Consider the following 17,174-nt stretch of genomic DNA (forward strand, 5'->3'; position numbering starts at 1 on the left):
AACTATACGAATAAAAATGACAAAATGTATTACATTTTTATTACAGATTTAAAATTTTTTAATAATTAATTTTATATCATCTAATTTCAAATTCCATTTGACAATAAAAACTTTTATGCTAAAATAAAATTATTACTCATGTATCAAAAATAGTTTTTGGTACTATAATAGTAAATAAATAGTGTTATCCCTATGATGAGGACAGTACTTATGAAACTTATTTTCAGAGAGAAGGCATAGTAGCTGAAATTGCCTTTAAATAAATCATAACGAAAACCACCTCTGAGCGACTCTAATAAAGTCCGTTAACTACGTTATAGTTTTTAAAGTGGTCCTTTCGCTTTTTATTTTGACTTGCTTTGGAAGTTTTCTTGAAGGAAGTTAATTTAATAGAAGGGGCAATTTGGGTGGAACCACGGGTTATATCTCGTCCCTTTTCAATTCTGAAAAGTGACGAGTTTTTTTATTTTTAAAATAGATTATTTTGCAAATTATGTAGTAGCTGAGTTCTCCATAGAATTCATGTCTACAATCTAAATAGAAAGGGAGAATTAATATGATTAAAATCACACTTAAAGACGGTTCTGTTAAAGAACTTGAAAGAGAAATGAGTATTTTAGAAATTGCAAAGAGCATATCTGAGGGACTTGCAAGAGTTGCAACTGCTGGTACAGTTAACGGAAAAACTGTAGACCTACGTTATGTTGTTAAAGAAGATTGCGAGCTTAGTATATTAACCTTTGATGATGCTGAAGGTAAAAAAGCTTTCAGACATACAGCATCTCATATATTAGCTCAAGCTATTAAGAGATTATACCCATCAGCTAAACTTGCTATAGGACCTTCTATCGATAATGGTTTCTACTATGACATCGATGTTGAAGAAAAATTAAGCAACGATGATTTAGCAAAAATCGAAGCTGAAATGAAGAAAATTGTTAAGGAAAACCTATCTATCGAAAGCTTTGTTCTTCCAAGAGCAGAAGCTATCGCTTTAATGAAGGAAAATGATGAACCATACAAGATTGAACTTATTGAAGATCTTCCTGAAGATGAGGTTATATCTTTCTACAAGCAAGGTGAATTTGTTGACCTATGTGCTGGTCCTCACTTAATGTCTACAAAGCCAGTTAAAGCTATCAAGTTAACTAAACTTGCTGGAGCATACTGGAGAGGAAACGAGAAGAATAAAATGCTTACTCGTATCTACGGAACTGCTTTCACTAAGACTGCAGAACTTGAAGAGTATTTAGCTTCTGTTGAAGAAGCTATGAAGCGTGACCACAACAGACTTGGAAGAGAGCTTAAATTATTCACTACTTCTGAACCAATAGGTCAAGGACTTCCAATCCTAATGCCAAAGGGCGCAAGAGTAATCCAACTTCTTCAAAGATGGGTTGAGGATGAAGAGCAAAAGAGAGGATATCTTTTAACTAAAACTCCTTTAATGGCTAAAAATGATTTATATAAAATTTCTGGTCACTGGGATCACTACAAGGAAGGTATGTTCGTTCTTGGAGATGAAGAAAAAGATGATGAGGTATTTGCTTTAAGACCAATGACTTGTCCATTCCAATTCATGGTTTACAAGGCTGATTCAAAAAGCTACAGAGATCTTCCACTTAGATATGCTGAAACTTCTACTTTATTTAGAAATGAATCTTCAGGAGAGATGCACGGCTTAATCAGAGTTAGACAATTTACAATCTCTGAAGGACACCTTGCCTGCAGACCAGACCAATTAGAGGACGAATTCAGAGGAGTAGTTGATTTAATCAACCACATGCTTGAAACTCTAGGTCTTAAAGAAGATATCAGTTACAGATTATCTTTATGGGATGAAAACAACAAAGATAAGTACATTGGAGAGCCAGAAGCTTGGAACAATGTTCAAAACAAGATGAGAGAGATTTTAAACCACCTTGGAATAGAGTATACAGAAGCTGCTGGAGAAGCTGCTTTCTATGGTCCAAAGCTTGATCTACAAATCAAGAATGTTCACGGTAAAGAGGATACAATCATCACTGCTCAAATCGACTTCTCTCTTGCAGAAAGATTCGGTATGACTTACACAGATAAAGATGGTCAAGAAAAATACCCATACGTTATCCATAGAACATCTATCGGCTGCTATGAAAGAACTCTTGCTCTTCTTATCGAGAAATATGCTGGAGCATTCCCGGTATGGCTTGCACCAGTTCAAGTTAAGTTACTTCCAATCTCTGAAAAATACCATGACTATGCTGATGAAGTATTCGCAGCACTTAAAGCACAAGGTATCAGAGTTGAAGCTGACTTCAGAGCTGAAAAAATCGGATACAAAATCAGAGAAGCTCGTAACGAAAGAGTTCCTTACCTTATCGTTGTAGGTGAGAAGGAAGCTGCGAACAGAGAAGTTGCTGTTAGAAGCCGTAAAAACGGTGATGAAGGCGCAATGTCTCTTGAAAGCTTCATAGAAAGAGTAGTTAAAGAAAACGACTCTAAAGAAAGATAAAAAAAGGACTGAGATATCTCTCAGTCCTTTTTTATATCCTATAGCTTTTCAGCATATTTCTTTTCAAAATAATGAACTACTTCATACATTAAGTATGCAATAACTGCTAAAACAACAACACTCATCATAACCATATCTAGCTGTGCAACCTGTCCACCGTAAACTATCAAGAATCCTAATCCCTTCTTAGCAACCAAGAATTCTCCCATGATTACTCCTACCCAGGATAACCCAACACTTATCTTTAGCGCTGACATCAATGTAGGTGTAGAAGACGGAATTATTAAGTTTGTTAATATCTTGTATTTTGAGGCTCCAAAGGTCTTTAAAAGTTTTATCTTATCTTCTTCCACTTCCCTAAAGCCTGACAGAACACTTATTATTGTGGATATAACCGAAATTAATAAAGCCATTATGACAATTGCCTTCATTCCATTTCCTGCCCAGAATATAATTATTGGTCCAAGAGCTACCTTTGGAAGTGCATTTAAAACTACAATATATGGATCTAAAACCTTACAAAGAAAATCTGACCACCAGAGCATTATAGCTATAACGACACCCATAAGTGTTCCAAGGGTAAATCCTATTATAGTTTCATAACAGGTTATCATTATATGCCCCACCATAGTACCTTCTGTATAAAGCTTAATAAAACTCTTAACCATCCTTGATGGCGTACTAGTTAAAAATGGATCTATTATTCTTAAATCCCCAAGAATCTCCCATAATGCAAAAAATGTAACTAATATAAGTATTCTAGTTATAATAATATTTCTTTTTTTTCTTTTAACACCTTTTAAAAACTCCTCATGTTCTTTACTTACATTTAACTCAGCTTTATTGACTAAAGCTGTTTCTTTACTCTTATTCTTCTTCATTGTAATCCATCTCCTTCCAAATATCATTAAAGTAAATTCTAAATTTACTGTGTTCTCTGCATTTTAAAGGAGTAAGATTATCACACTCAAAATCAACATTAACAATCTTCTTTATCACAGCAGGTCTTTTAGATAAAACTACAATCTTCGAAGACATTGATACTGCTTCAGAAATATCATGTGTTACCATTATTGCAGTTTTTCCTTCTCTTTTGATAATATGGAATATTTCATCACTAACATTAAGCCTTGTTTGATAATCTAAAGCTGAAAATGGCTCATCTAAGATTAAAACCTCTGGATTTAAAGCCAAGGTTCTAATTAATGCAACTCTCTGTCTCATTCCACCAGAAAGCTGCCTTGGATAATGATCTTTGAATTCCCATAAATTATAATTCTTTAAAAGACCTTCTATCTTTACCTTTGCTTCTTCATTCAACATTCTTTTAATTTTTAACCCCAAGCAAACATTATTCCATACTGTAAGCCACTCAAATAGCTGATCCCTTTGAAACATATACCCTAACTTACTTGAATACCCCTCTTGAAGTTCACCATCAATAAAAATTTCACCAGATGACGGTTTAATTAAACCTGCAATAATATTTAACAGAGTTGATTTCCCACATCCCGAAGGACCTACAATACTAACAAATTCTCCTGCCTCTACATCAAAGCTAATATCCTCTAAAGCAACAGTTTCAGCAGCAAGAGTATGATAATTCATATAGATATTTTTAACTTCTACTTTACTCATCTCTCCATCTCCATATCGTTTATACTATATTTTCTCTTTATCTAGCTCCGTAATCTTTTTAACTTATAGCTATAATTCAATATATGAAGACTTGCTTTATATTGACAATAAAACTTTAAAAGAAAAGCCATATCCATTTCTGGATATGGCTATATAGCTATTATTTAAATTACTTTATTGCTTCTGTACTGATAGTCGTATCAACAATATCAGCAAATGGTGGTCTCTTTGTAATAAGTTCTTTATCATAAGCTTGGATTATATCCATTAACCTATTCATATCTTCTTCATTTACAACTGGAGTCTTTGCATAAGCTTCTATCTTCTTGTAATTTCCTACTACTGTTGCAATAGTGCTTTCTTCGGTGCCCTCAAAGAAACTCTTAATTGATTTTGCTACAGTTGCATCATCGCTCTTCATTACCCAGTCTTGTCCTTTTTGAATAGCTCTAACGAATTTAACTAAAAGATCTTTATTATCCTTAATATAAGAATCTAAAGCATAGAAACATGTATATGGAAGATTTCCTGCGCCTTCTCCAACAGATGCAACTATTTGTCCATTAACCTCATTTGCAATAGCTGTTGCACTTGGTTCAAAAAGTGCTGCATAATCACCAGTTCCACCTAAGAAAGCTGCTGGAACAGCATCAAAAGAAATATTAGTAATTAATTCAATATCCGTATTCTTATCTATCCCTTTTTCATTTAAAACATATTCCAAAGCCATTTCTGGAACTCCACCAGGTCTTCCACCAATTACTTTTTTCCCCTTAATGTCGTCCCATGAAAAATTACTATGTTTATCCTTTGCAACTAAAAAAGATCCATCCTTTTGTGTTAATTGAGCAAATACCTTAGGCAAATCATCTCTGCCTTGATTATAAATATAAATTACCTGCTCCGGACCTGAGAACCCAATATCAACATTTCCGCTAATAAGCTGCTGCATAGTTTTATCTGCCCCTTGCCCTGTTGTTAAGTCAATTTTAATTCCTTCCTCTTCGAAAAAGCCTTGACTGATTGCTGCATACATTGGCGCATAGAAAATTGATCTTGTAACCTCGTTAAGCTTTATTGTTTTTAACTCATCACTGCCTTTAGCACTATCCTTTTTACTACTACACCCCGCAAACATACCTATAGTTAAAATCATAGCTGCTACGACACCAATTATCTTTAATGTGTTCTTTTTCATAATTTCCTCCTAAATGGTTTGTTTTATACTGCTATTGTATGTTGAAGTGTTCCTATGTGTTAATAATTCAATATATAAATTTAAAATAAAAAACTTTTTAAATTGGTAGCTTTTATCTACACCTCTAAAAAGTCTCATTCTTCAAATCTATATCCAACTTTAAAAACAGTTTTAATACTATCCTTTAAATTTAACTTTTCTCTAACCCTCTGAACATGAATATCTACTGTTCTCGTTTCTCCTACATAATCATATCCCCAAACTCGCTCTAAGATTTGTTCTCTAGATAATGCAATATTTTTATTTTTAATAAATAATAAAAGTAGTTCAAATTCCTTTAAAGTCATATCAACTATTTTGTTGTTTAACTTTACCACTCTTTGCTTCTCATTTATTTCCATATTCCCAAATCTTATAATCTCTTGTGACTTTCCATATCTTCTGATGACAGCTTCTATCCTAGCTAATAATTCAATATTCTCAAATGGCTTCACTATATAATCATCTGCACCTAATCTTAACCCTTTTACCCTATCCACAACAGATTCCTTTGCAGTTATAAATATAACTGGTATATCCTTTTTATTAATGTATGAAATTAACTCAAATCCGTTTATTTTCGGAATCATTACATCTAATAAAATTAAATCTAAATATTCTTTTTCAAATATATCTTTAGCTTTTTCACCATCCTCTGCTGTAACTACCTCATATCCAGCCATTTGTAAATTTATTTCTATTAACTCTCGTATAGGTCTATCATCCTCTACTACTAATATTCTCATTCTTCTTTCCTTAAATAATTTAATTTACTTATAGTTACACTGTATCTAAAACTCTTTCTTTAATAGAAACTCTTCCTTTACTTACATCTTCTTTTTTTATCATAATTAGCTTAATAAGAGTTGAGCTTAAATTCTCTAATCTCTTTCCTTGAGAGTTTATGTAATCTATAGCCTTAATCTTTATTTCATCATTAATGTTACCTTTTAATAACAAATCTGAATATCCAATTATTGAAGTAATGGGCGTCTTCATCTCATGGGTCAGATTATCTATAAATCTTTGCTTTGATTCATTCGCCCATTCTAATTCATGAATTTTATTATCTATAACCTTCATCATAGCATTAAAATTCTCGGATAAAGTATCTATCTCATCTCCACTCCCAGTGTACTCAGCTCTTTTTGAATACTCCCCCTTCTTTATACTATCTGAAACCTTAATTAAACCTTTTATTGGATTTGTGATATTTTTAGAAATAATATACATTCCAATTGCCAAGAGTATTGTAATAATAACACTTAATAAAAAAACAACTTATAATTATCAATCTTATTCTTACTTAAAAAACTTATATCTTTTGTTAAAACTAGCTTATGTGTTGTATCTCCTATTTTAAGTGCCGAACTCACAAATAATAGATTTTCTTCACCGACTTTTCTTATTATAAACTTTCTATTATCTACAGTAGCTTCCTCAACTTCACTTCTAACACCGTCTATAAAAAACTCCGAAGTATTTATGATATTTTCCCTTCTCCATCAAATAGTTCAATATTCTTTATTGAGGTTGCACCCGAATATAATATATATCTTTTAAATACAACCAAAAATCTCTCCCTTGAATATCTATTATAGCTTTCAATTAAATCTGAATTTAAGTATATAGAACTTCTTACGCTGCTGCTTTCATTTATTGTAGATTTTATTGCCATTTCTAAATTTCTATTGTATATATTCTCTATTATAAATATTCCAGCTCCATTAAATAAAAATATAAATAGAATTATTGAATATAAAAAAAAAGTGGAATTAAGCCACTCTTACTTATTTAAATACTCTTCTAATGTTAGTCCTGATTCTTCTATAGTTTTAGCTACCTCTACACCTACGTACCTAATATGCCATGGTTCATAATTATAACCTGTAGTATCCTCTTTTTCCTTCGGATATCTTAATATAAATCCATAGTCACTCATATTTTCCTGAAGCCATCTAAACTCAGGTGTTTTATCAAAATCTTCTGTTAGCGAAATATCATCTGCAGACATTAAATCTATAACTAATCCAGTATGATGTTCGCTATGTCCCGGTCTTGCAACGTATTTGTCAGCATACTCTTTTCCATAGTTACTAACCTCGTTATTATATAACTATTTTTGAAAATCATAGGTTCTATAACCTGCAGCAGCCATTAAATATATGCCTTCACCTTCAGCTTTCTCAAATAATATTTCAACATTTTTCACTGCTTCTTCTCTAGCTATATCCTTATTTATTATACTATTTATTCCTATAATAATTATTAATAAAAGTATTAATATTGATATGCACTGTCTTATCTTCCTCTTAATTTTTTTCTTTTTATTTACCTTCTTTTTATTTTTATAATTAATATTTCCATATCTTTTATCTTTCTCAATGTTCTTCATATTAAATCATCTCCTACGATAATTTAATATATACCTGCCATGTTTATATCTAATTTATATATTATTTCAAAGTTGTAAAATCAGCTTATTGTTTTATGTAATTATATACCAATTCATCAAATATACTGTAACAATATTATTATTTATGGAGGTCTGGAATGAATTTAATTAACAGCAGTTACTCTAAAAATTTTTATATTATTATTAGTTTAGAACTACTAGTATTCATATTCCTCATATCCTACATAATATATAACTTGAATTCAAAAAACTATGTTATGGTCATGGGATGACTCTTTCATACACAGCCTAATACCTGCGAAGCTTCAAATATGGATGCATCAGATATAAACTATGATAAATTTTTTAGACCCTCTTGCTCTGAAATATTGAATACTACTGATCTAAATTATAGCTTCTTCGATAAATATTTTAATAAAAAAACTAATGAAATTAACCTTGAGGACAGCCTTTTAAAAACTCCTGAAGATACTTTAATTAACTACTATACAATTTTAAAATCAGCTTCTTATTATGAAGAAAGCAGCGGTAAATACGCTGGCTGTGGTTCTATAGGCGCTGATAATGCCTACTATCCTGTAGCTTATAATTTTTTAAGTAAAGAATATAAAAAAATTAAATTATGAGGACTTTCTAAAATCCTTTATAAATATATTCCATATTAATCTTATTAAGCTAAAAGAAATCCCTATACCAAATACATCTAAAAACTTAAAAAGATATTTTGTTGAACTTGAAACCATAGAAGGTTCCGATAAACCTATGACTAACTTTGGGTATTACTACAGCTTTATTGATTTAACACAAGAAAAGGATTCATTCAAAATTTCCAACATGGATTTTTACGGAGAAGATTTTCTATGTACACCTTATCATGGCTGGCAATGGCAAGGTGAATCGGTCGTTGAAATTAAATATGGAGAATGGTGTAAGCTTATATCTGGAAATCCAACAACCCAAACTGATGATTATACAAAAACTATATACTTCGATGGTACTGATGGACATAAGTATATGATTGAATTTTTAACTATTACCAACAACACTGATGTGGAGGTTTCTCAATATAAGATGAGCAAAAATGGAAAGTAAGAAAGATTTCTCTTGAATCCTAAAAAATGCTTAAAACAACAATAACTTATAAGTACTCTAATAATATAAATATATCTTGTGGAAATTAAAATGAAAAACAAAAAATCTTAACTATTTCCATTATAGAACTATGTGTTGTAGCTCTATCTGCATTTGGACTTTCTAATTTACTAAAAAACATGATCAAAAGACTGCCATTGACTCTTCACCCTCAAATAAATCAACTTCTTCAGCAAATCCTAATGATGAAACCGCTTATGCAACAACTTCTAATGATGAAAAAATAAATGCCATTATAGATATTCTTGCTAAATCACTAAATAAAACTGCAGAACAATTATAACGTATAGCAAAACAGCTAACGCCTCATTTTCGTTAGCTGTTTTTATTATATAAGTTATACTTTTATATTTACTTACTTTTATCCATCATCTCTGAGAATTCAGCATATTGAGGAGTTCCTAGAGCATATCCTCCAGCAACCTCATGAATCATCCCTGTAACGTAAGATGAATCATCGCTTGCATAGTAAAGTACTGCTTTAGCAATATCTTCTGGCTTTCCAACCCTGTTTAATGGTACATGTCTTAAGAATGAATCCCTAAATTCATCACTCATATTCTCTAATGCTGCCTTAGTTCCAATTAATCCTGGAAGAACAGCATTACATCTAACCCCTTGCCTAGCATACTGAACAGCTATATTTTGAGTTAGCGAATTAATTGCGGCCTTTGAAACACAATAAGCAACTCTTCCCAAATCAGGTACAACTGATCCAATTGTAGATATATTTACAATACTTCCACTACCATTTTTAGCCATATGTGGTATTGCGGCTTTACATGGTAAATATACACTTTGCAAATTATCTTGAATTATTCTAAAAAATTCATCCGTATCTCCATTAACTACATCCCTATCTAATCTAGGATTAGTTCCCCCGTAGTTATTTACTAAAATATCTAGCCTTCCTTCAGCTTCTGCAACGGTATCTACCATAGAAGTATATGTTTGTGGCTCACGAGCATTAAAATATACAAACTTTGCTGTACCACCCTTATTTTCAATGTTTGATATAACTTCTTTTGCTAATTCCTCTGACCTTGCAGCTATATATACTAATGCACCATTCTCAGCTAGCACTTCAGCTGATGCAAGACCAATCCCTTTTGTAGCAGCTGTAACTATAGCTACCTTATTTTCAAGTTTTCTCATTACACTACCTCCTACCTTAAGCATTTAAATTTGAACCCCATCTAATATTCATTCGATGGAGTAAGTTTATGTTTCCAAATCAAAGATTCGGATATTCACTTAACATCTTAATAGTATCATTTACTAAATTTTCTTACAAACAACTTATTTATAAATTTATTTAACTCTATGTTAACAATTTTTATATTTTGGCATTCCCTCTTCAATTATATGATATAATATTGAAAATATTTCGAATATAGAAATAATAAGGAGATGATTTTTTTGGAATTAAACTGGAGTTTAAAGGAGCTATATCCATCCTTCCAGAGTGATGAATTTAAAAATGACTTTGAAACCCTGGATAAAATAATTGATGAATTTATTCATCTTGGAAAAGAAACTACTGGAATCGCCGTTGATATTAGAGATGTTCTTGAAAGATATATTTACATAAACACAGAACTCTCTAAAACCTCTAGAATGCTTGGTGCTATGACCCATTTAACTCTAAGCACAGATACTAAAAATTCCACAGCCCTACGTTATCAAGATATATTATCCTCTAAACTTAGCAATTTAGCCGAAAGTGAAGCACAGCTTACAAGGTGGATGGGACGCATAGAAAATCTTGATGTAATCATTGAAAGCTCACCTCTTCTTAAAGAGCATGAATTTATAATTAAGGAAGAAGCTGAAAAAGCTAAATACATTTTAAGCGACAAGGAAGAAGCTATAATAGCTAAAATGAAGACTACTGGGTCTAATGCATGGGAAAAATTAAAGAACATTTTAACCTCAAGCTTAATGGTTGATATAGAAATTGATAATGTACAGCAGCAGCTTCCTTTATCCGTAGTTAGAAATTTAGCTTATGAAGCTGACCCTATAACTAGAAAAGCTGCTTATGAAGCAGAACTTGCCAGCTATAAAAAAATTGATGATGGTATGGCTGCAGCTTTAAATGGTATAAAGGGCGAAGTTATCACTACTTCAAAATTAAGAGGCTTTGAATCTCCACTAGATGAAACTTTAGCTAATTCAAGAATGGACAAGGCTACTTTAAATGCCATGCTTCAAGCTATGGAAGAATATATGCCTGTGTTCAGAAATTACCTTAGGAAAAAAAGTGAACTTTTAGGACATAAAAATGGACTTCCTTTTTATGATTTATTTGCTCCTATGGGTGATATCGATATGACCTATTCTTACGAGGACGGCTGTAAATGTGTAATAGACAACTTCAGAACCTTCAGCGATGATTTAGCTGATTTTGCAAAAGAAGCTATTGAAAAATCTTGGATTGATGTTAAACCAAAGCAAGGTAAGGTTGGTGGAGCTTTCTGTTCTGGTATTCACCCAATAGGCGAATGTAGAGTTCTTCTTAATTATGGTGATACCTTCAGTGATGTTGTAACCCTAGCTCATGAGCTTGGTCATGGTTACCATGGTCACTGTTTAAACAACGAAAGCATATTAAACTCTGGATATCCAATGCCAATTGCTGAAACTGCTTCTACCTTCTGTGAAACTATAGTGAAAAAGGCAGCTATAAAAACAGCAACACCTGAAGAAAAATTTGCAATTCTTGAAGGAGAAATCTGTGATTGCACTCAGGTTATAGTTGATATCTATAGCAGATACTTATTTGAAAGTGAATTATTTAGAAGAAGAGAAGAAGCAAACCTTTCTGTTGAGGAAATAAATGAAATAATGCTTGATGCACAGAGAAAAGCTTATGGAGATGGCTTAGATCAAAACTACCTGCATCCATACATGTGGGCATGTAAAACCCACTACTATTATGCTGGCAGAAACTTTTATAACTTCCCTTATGCCTTCGGACAATTATTCTCCAAAGGACTTTATGCTGAGTATTTAAACCGCGGACAATCTTTTGCAGATGATTACAGAAAACTACTTTCTGTAACTGGCAAAAATAATTTAAAGGATATTGCTATGATTATGAACATTGATATTACTGACATTAACTTCTGGAGAAGCTCTCTTGAAATTATTAAAGGTGATATTGATGAATTCTTATCATTAAAATAAAACCAATTTCCCCAAAGTGAAATATCATAAATAAATATTAAAATCCCATGATTATATCATGGGATTTTATCATTTATCTAATTTAATTATTTCACCTTAAAATATGAATCTATTAAATATCCAGTCCTGCTGACTTTCTAATTTCATCTATATTTTTTGATTGCTTATTCTTTTGCATCATCATATATACGTATACTGGAATTCCAACAAGCATTAGAATAAATCCATACATTACTACTTCTGCACCGGTGCCATAAATTGCATAAATTGAGTATGCAAAGGCTAACAATGAGAAGAATGAACTCTTTAAGAAATTAATTAAACTGAAATCCTTTGATTTCTTGCAAAGTAATACTATCTCTGCTGCCGCTGTAAATGAATATGCTGGCAAGAAGGATAAAGTTGCAAGAAGAATCATAAAGTCAAATACACTTTGTAAGGAACCAATATAATTCATCAATAAAAGTAAGTTCATACACACACCATTAATAATTAAAGCTGCTACTGGTGTATTATATTTTGGATTTACCTTCTTAAATATCTTAGGGAATAATCCATCTTCTGCAGCACCAACTGCACATCTAGCTGTAGTTAAGAACCAGCCACAAGCTGCCCCTAAAGTTGATATTATAGCTCCAATGGCTATAAATGGTCCACCCCAACTTCCACCTGTCGCTGCGTCTATTATATCAGCCATTGGTGCATTTGAATTAGCTAAAGAAGCCTGATCCATAGCTCCCATTGCAGCAACGCTTATGATAATGTATATTATTCCAATTAATAATATTCCATATACTGTACTTCTTCTAATATTCTTTTCTGGATTCTTAATTTCTCCTCCTGCTACAGTTGCACTTTCAAGTCCAACGAAAGCCCATAAAGCAATTGCAATACCTGCTGGAAGTGTTCCCATACCTGAAACCTCTGGAGCAGAAACTGTACTCATAAAGCTTGGATTAAAATTAATGAAGGCTATAAAAATAAACACAACTAATACTGCTACTTTTAAAACTGTAGATACAACCCCAATCTTTCCAACATGCTTTACGCTCACAATATTTACAATAGTAAATACCCAAATAACTGCCGAACAAATTAGAATGGCGCTCATTGGATTGTTTGCGCCTGGGAAAAAATAAGTAAAATAACTCATAAATGCTGTAATTATCGCATCATTCCCTACCCATGATCCAATCCAGAAGGACCAGGCAATTAGAAACCCTGCAAAATCACCAAATGCTGCTCTTGTATAAACTACAGGTCCACCTGTTTTAGGCATCTTAGAGCCTAGGTTAGCAAAACTAAGTGCTATAAGTAATGAACCCACTGCTGTTAAAATCCATGCTATAATTGCAACCTTAGGGTTTGTAGCTCTTGCCATACTTCCTGGTGACATAAAGACTCCCGAGCCTATTACATTACCTACTACTATTGCCGTTGCCGCCCAAATCCCTAACTCTCTCTTTAGTTCTCCGCCATCTTGCATAATTTGACTATTCTTCTTAGCCATAATCTCCACTCCTACTAAAATAATAAAAATTGACGACTTAATAATACTAATTCTTTAACTAGCATCAAATAAAATAGAACAGCTTATAAGTTATTTAGTTTTAATTTTTTATTTTCCCCTTATCTACCACCTTCTTGATTAACAATATTTGCTAATTGTTTAACAAGATAATTATAGCACTTAGTATGTATTTTGGATATATATTCTTTTGTTATTTTATTTACAATAATGAAGATTTTTAACTACTTTTAACCTTTTGAGTCGTAACCTTTATAGCATCCTTAGCAAATATAAACATAATAAATCTTACTAAAACATATATAACTATAACGGCAGCTATAAACTCTTGAGCTTTAACCACATACTGAAGCCACGAAATACCTTTTCCTGCATTCATTAGTGTACCATTTGTTCCTTTTATCGCAATTGCACTTATAACCATAGGGAATGTAAACGCAGCATAACTTGGATAAAACCTTAAAGTTAACCCCTTAACTAAAAAACATAATCCAACTACATATAGTATTCCAACTAAGACTGCTAAAAAGTATAGCATCGAAATGTTTTTCTCCGTAAAAGAATTTAAGTATGCTGCTAAAGTAAGTGCTGCTGGTGCTGCAAAAATTACAGTGGTTGGCATTGCAGGTTCTTGAATCCCCTTCACAACCAATACTCTGTATCCTATGACAAACACTAATACTATTAATGTAGCTAATGCAAACCAGAAAATAGCTTGTCCAATTTTTTCAAAACCAAAGGCTGGGGCAGTTATCGACGCAGCTGCAATTCCAACATATACAATAAAGGTACTCGGAAATATTTTATTTATTTTAAATCCACATATAAAATTTTTAGTATACACAACAATTAAAACCACATGAATAATTACACCTAACCACCATAACCCTGCTCCAGCACTAGCTGAATAAGGTTTTAAGTATCCTGACAATATCATCATTGCCATTGAATAAGTTGGAATAACGCTTGCTATTACTGGATTATTCATTTCTTCCTTCACACTTTTCCAGCAAACTACCATTTTTAAAGTCAGTAAAATGAACATTATTGATGCTATGGCTCCAAATATATTTTTTGCCATAACTGTATAGCTTGATAACAAATTACCCAATGCGGCACATGCTAATATTACTGCTGCAAATGGTAATGGTATTTTTTTTATATAATTCATGATACTCCCCTTTACTCTGCATCAATATTTTTAATATTTAATTCTCTAACTATTATCTCTGCAGTTTTTTCTGCCATCTCTCCTGTAAATTTTACACATTGAGCCTTATGTTCACCTGATGCCATATCCATTCCTTTTGTAAGAATACTGCAACATGAAACCTTATTTTTCCCTCTGAAATATTCTTGAAGCTCCTTTGCTAGCTCAAGTGTTTTAACACTTCTTGGATCCTGTGGCGTGCTTCCAGCTGTTCTTCCAAAGAAATAACCAACACTTAAGACTGCTCCTGATATTGCTCCACAAGTACATTTTGTCTTTCCAATTCCAACCGGGAACCCTGATGCCATAGCTATCATTTCATCTGGCATGTCCAATTCAAAATTCTTTTTAATTGAAGCTACGATTGCCTCTGAACAATAGTACTCTCCTCTTTTGAAAAAATCCTCTGCATCAGCTTTAACCTTTTGTACACTTACTTCTTTAATCATAAATTCATCCATCCTTCCAATTTCATTCAATATAATTTATAACTCCCATAGCTATTATATTAACAACCCTCTTCATTTTCATTGATTATTCTTACTTTTAATAGATATTTCTCACCTATTCGATTTCATAATAACTAAAAGCACTAAAATCTAATAATCTTTTATACTTTTCAGTGCGAATTTTTCTTCAATTTAGTTTATACATTTGATATAATATAAAACTAGTGATAAATATACTTAAATCTGTTTAAAGTATTAAATATATTGATATATAAGGTGCTTTTAAGCCCTTATTTTTTCACAAAGCAACAAAATAAATAGAAATGAGGGAGTATTATTATGGCAAAAGGTAAAAAATTTGTTGAAGCAATTACCTCCATGGATGAGGATTTTGCAAAGTGGTATACTGACATAGTAAAAAAAGCTGAGTTAGTTGACTACTCAAGCGTTAAGGGATGTATGATAATAAGACCCTACGGTTATGCAATTTGGGAAAACATCCAAAAGAATTTAGATGAAAGATTAAAAGCAACTGGACACGAGAATGTATATATGCCTATGTTCATTCCAGAGAGCTTATTGAATAAAGAAAAAGATCACGTTGAAGGCTTTGCTCCCGAGGTTGCTTGGGTAACTCACGGTGGAAGTGAAGAATTAGCAGAGAGATTATGTGTTAGACCAACTTCAGAAACTCTATTCTGTGAACACTTTGCAAAAATCGTTCAATCTCACAATGATTTACCAAAACTTTATAACCAATGGTGTTCAGTTGTAAGATGGGAAAAAACAACTAGACCATTTCTAAGAAGTACTGAGTTCCTATGGCAGGAAGGACATACAATCCACGCAACTGCTGAAGAATCAGAAAAAGAAACAATCTCAATTCTTAACATGTATGCAGACTTCTGCGAGAATGTTCTTGCGATGCCTGTTGTTAAAGGAAGAAAAACAGATAAAGAAAAATTTGCTGGTGCTGAAGCTACTTATACTATAGAAAGCTTAATGCATGATGGTAAGGCTCTTCAAAGCGGAACCTCTCACAACTTTGGTGATGGTTTTGCTAAAGCCTTTGGCATCAGATACAACGATAAAAATGGACAATTACAATATGTTCACGAAACTTCTTGGGGAGTTACAACTCGTTTAATCGGAGCTATAATCATGGTTCACGGTGATGACAGCGGACTTGTTCTTCCTCCAAGAATAGCTCCAACTCAAGTTATGATAATCCCTATCGCTCAACACAAGGAAGGCGTACTTGAGAAAGCTGAAGAATTAAGAGAAAGAGTATCCAAAGTAGCAAGAGTTAAACTTGACAGCAGCGATAAAATGCCTGGTTGGAAGTTCAGCGAATGTGAAATGAAAGGTATTCCTGTAAGAGTTGAAATCGGACCTAAGGATATCGAAAATAATGAAGCTGTAATAGTAAGAAGAGATAACAGAGAAAAAATCGTTGTTTCTCTTGATGAATTAGAAACAAAAATAACTGAAACTCTAGAAATCGTACAAAATGCACTTCTTGAAAAAGCTAAAAAACATAGAGAAGAAAAAACTTACTCTGCTGTAACTTTAGAAGACTTCATCGAAATCGCAGATAATAAGCCAGGATTCATTAAGGCTATGTGGTGTGGAGATGAAGCTTGTGAAAACAAACTTAAAGAAGTTGCTGGAGTTTCTTCAAGATGTATGCCATTTGAACAGGAAAAGCTTTCTGACAAATGTGTGTGTTGTGGAAAAGAAGCTAAGACTATGGTTTACTGGGGTAAAGCATACTAATAAAAATGACTGCCATGGCAGTCATTTTTTTATGTAGAATTAAGAATTTATAATTAAAAATGGTGGTAGGAACTCCTTGAGGGAG

General features: G+C 32.5%; 16 protein-coding genes, 1 pseudogene and 1 other annotated feature. Of the genes and pseudogenes, 5 read left to right on the forward strand and 12 right to left on the reverse strand.

The features are described from left to right. Positions 1–183 precede the first annotated feature (183 nt). Positions 184–438: a binding site (T-box leader), on the forward strand. A gap of 118 nt (positions 439–556) precedes the next feature. After that, positions 557–2,494, forward strand: coding sequence for a threonine--tRNA ligase (gene thrS / locus BN1075_RS06130; protein ID WP_040192189.1), 1,938 nt, complete (start codon positions 557–559; stop codon positions 2,492–2,494). A gap of 38 nt (positions 2,495–2,532) precedes the next feature. Here thrS and BN1075_RS06135 read toward each other — a convergent pair whose 3' ends face one another. From BN1075_RS06135 to BN1075_RS20640, 8 genes and pseudogenes are all read right to left on the reverse strand, one after another. Further along, complete coding sequence (locus BN1075_RS06135; protein WP_042386989.1) at positions 2,533–3,375, reverse strand: ABC transporter permease; 843 nt, start codon at positions 3,373–3,375, stop codon at positions 2,533–2,535. Next, positions 3,362–4,132 (reverse strand): ABC transporter ATP-binding protein, encoded by a 771-nt coding sequence (locus BN1075_RS06140; RefSeq protein WP_040192190.1) that lies wholly within the window; start codon positions 4,130–4,132, stop codon positions 3,362–3,364. The genes BN1075_RS06135 and BN1075_RS06140 overlap by 14 nt, the downstream gene beginning before the upstream one ends. Before the next feature lie 169 nt (positions 4,133–4,301). Next, positions 4,302–5,330: an ABC transporter substrate-binding protein gene (locus BN1075_RS06145; RefSeq protein WP_040192191.1), complete on the reverse strand. Its 1,029-nt coding sequence runs from the start codon at positions 5,328–5,330 to the stop codon at positions 4,302–4,304. A 134-nt stretch (positions 5,331–5,464) separates the two neighbouring features. Further along, a complete protein-coding gene (locus tag BN1075_RS06150) occupies positions 5,465–6,115 on the reverse strand; it encodes a response regulator transcription factor (protein ID WP_040192409.1) in 651 nt (216 codons plus the stop codon). A gap of 34 nt (positions 6,116–6,149) precedes the next feature. Beyond that, positions 6,150–6,602 carry a histidine kinase dimerization/phospho-acceptor domain-containing protein gene (locus tag BN1075_RS20625; protein WP_148315468.1) on the reverse strand — a complete coding sequence of 151 codons (453 nt, stop codon included), beginning with the start codon at positions 6,600–6,602 and terminating at the stop codon, positions 6,150–6,152. 250 nt (positions 6,603–6,852) lie between these two features. Further along, on the reverse strand, positions 6,853–7,047 hold the full coding sequence (locus tag BN1075_RS20630) for a hypothetical protein (protein WP_052406422.1): 195 nt from the start codon (positions 7,045–7,047) through the stop codon (positions 6,853–6,855). 108 nt (positions 7,048–7,155) lie between these two features. Then, a pseudogene (locus BN1075_RS20635) lies at positions 7,156–7,473 on the reverse strand (M15 family metallopeptidase); the annotation flags it as partial. 12 nt (positions 7,474–7,485) lie between these two features. Then, positions 7,486–7,764 (reverse strand): M15 family metallopeptidase domain-containing protein, encoded by a 279-nt coding sequence (locus BN1075_RS20640; protein WP_052406424.1) that lies wholly within the window; start codon positions 7,762–7,764, stop codon positions 7,486–7,488. 332 nt (positions 7,765–8,096) lie between these two features. Here BN1075_RS20640 and BN1075_RS21090 point away from each other — a divergent pair, with 332 nt between their 5' ends. Together BN1075_RS21090 and BN1075_RS21095 are read left to right on the forward strand one after the other, a co-directional pair. After that, positions 8,097–8,411 (forward strand): hypothetical protein, encoded by a 315-nt coding sequence (locus BN1075_RS21090; protein WP_081911503.1) that lies wholly within the window; start codon positions 8,097–8,099, stop codon positions 8,409–8,411. Positions 8,412–8,547: 136 nt separating this feature from the next. Next, the gene (locus tag BN1075_RS21095; RefSeq protein ID WP_081911504.1) at positions 8,548–8,877 is read left to right on the forward strand and encodes a hypothetical protein; all 330 of its coding nucleotides are present in this window, start codon (positions 8,548–8,550) and stop codon (positions 8,875–8,877) included. 411 nt (positions 8,878–9,288) lie between these two features. Here the strand turns inward: BN1075_RS21095 and hdhA are convergent, their stop codons facing one another. Beyond that, positions 9,289–10,092 (reverse strand): 7alpha-hydroxysteroid dehydrogenase, encoded by an 804-nt coding sequence (gene hdhA / locus BN1075_RS06170; protein ID WP_040192192.1) that lies wholly within the window; start codon positions 10,090–10,092, stop codon positions 9,289–9,291. Positions 10,093–10,356: 264 nt separating this feature from the next. Here hdhA and BN1075_RS06175 point away from each other — a divergent pair, with 264 nt between their 5' ends. Beyond that, entirely contained in the window at positions 10,357–12,126 is a 1,770-nt protein-coding gene (locus tag BN1075_RS06175; RefSeq protein WP_040192193.1) for a M3 family oligoendopeptidase, read from the forward strand. A 112-nt stretch (positions 12,127–12,238) separates the two neighbouring features. Here BN1075_RS06175 and BN1075_RS06180 read toward each other — a convergent pair whose 3' ends face one another. The 3 genes from BN1075_RS06180 to BN1075_RS06190 form a co-directional block, all read right to left on the reverse strand. Next, entirely contained in the window at positions 12,239–13,636 is a 1,398-nt protein-coding gene (locus BN1075_RS06180; protein WP_235777761.1) for an amino acid permease, read from the reverse strand. 238 nt (positions 13,637–13,874) lie between these two features. Then, on the reverse strand, positions 13,875–14,825 hold the full coding sequence (locus BN1075_RS06185) for a TDT family transporter (RefSeq protein ID WP_040192194.1): 951 nt from the start codon (positions 14,823–14,825) through the stop codon (positions 13,875–13,877). A gap of 11 nt (positions 14,826–14,836) precedes the next feature. Further along, positions 14,837–15,343, reverse strand: a complete 507-nt coding sequence (locus BN1075_RS06190) for a C-GCAxxG-C-C family (seleno)protein (protein ID WP_404988246.1) — start codon at positions 15,341–15,343, stop codon at positions 14,837–14,839. Positions 15,344–15,652: 309 nt separating this feature from the next. Between BN1075_RS06190 and proS the strand changes: the two genes are divergently transcribed. Continuing rightward, positions 15,653–17,089 carry a proline--tRNA ligase gene (proS, locus tag BN1075_RS06195; protein WP_040192195.1) on the forward strand — a complete coding sequence of 479 codons (1,437 nt, stop codon included), beginning with the start codon at positions 15,653–15,655 and terminating at the stop codon, positions 17,087–17,089. Positions 17,090–17,174 lie beyond the last annotated feature (85 nt).

It is taken from the genome of Clostridium culturomicium, from assembly GCF_000821305.1.
Classification (GTDB): domain Bacteria; phylum Bacillota; class Clostridia; order Clostridiales; family Clostridiaceae; genus Clostridium_J; species Clostridium_J culturomicium.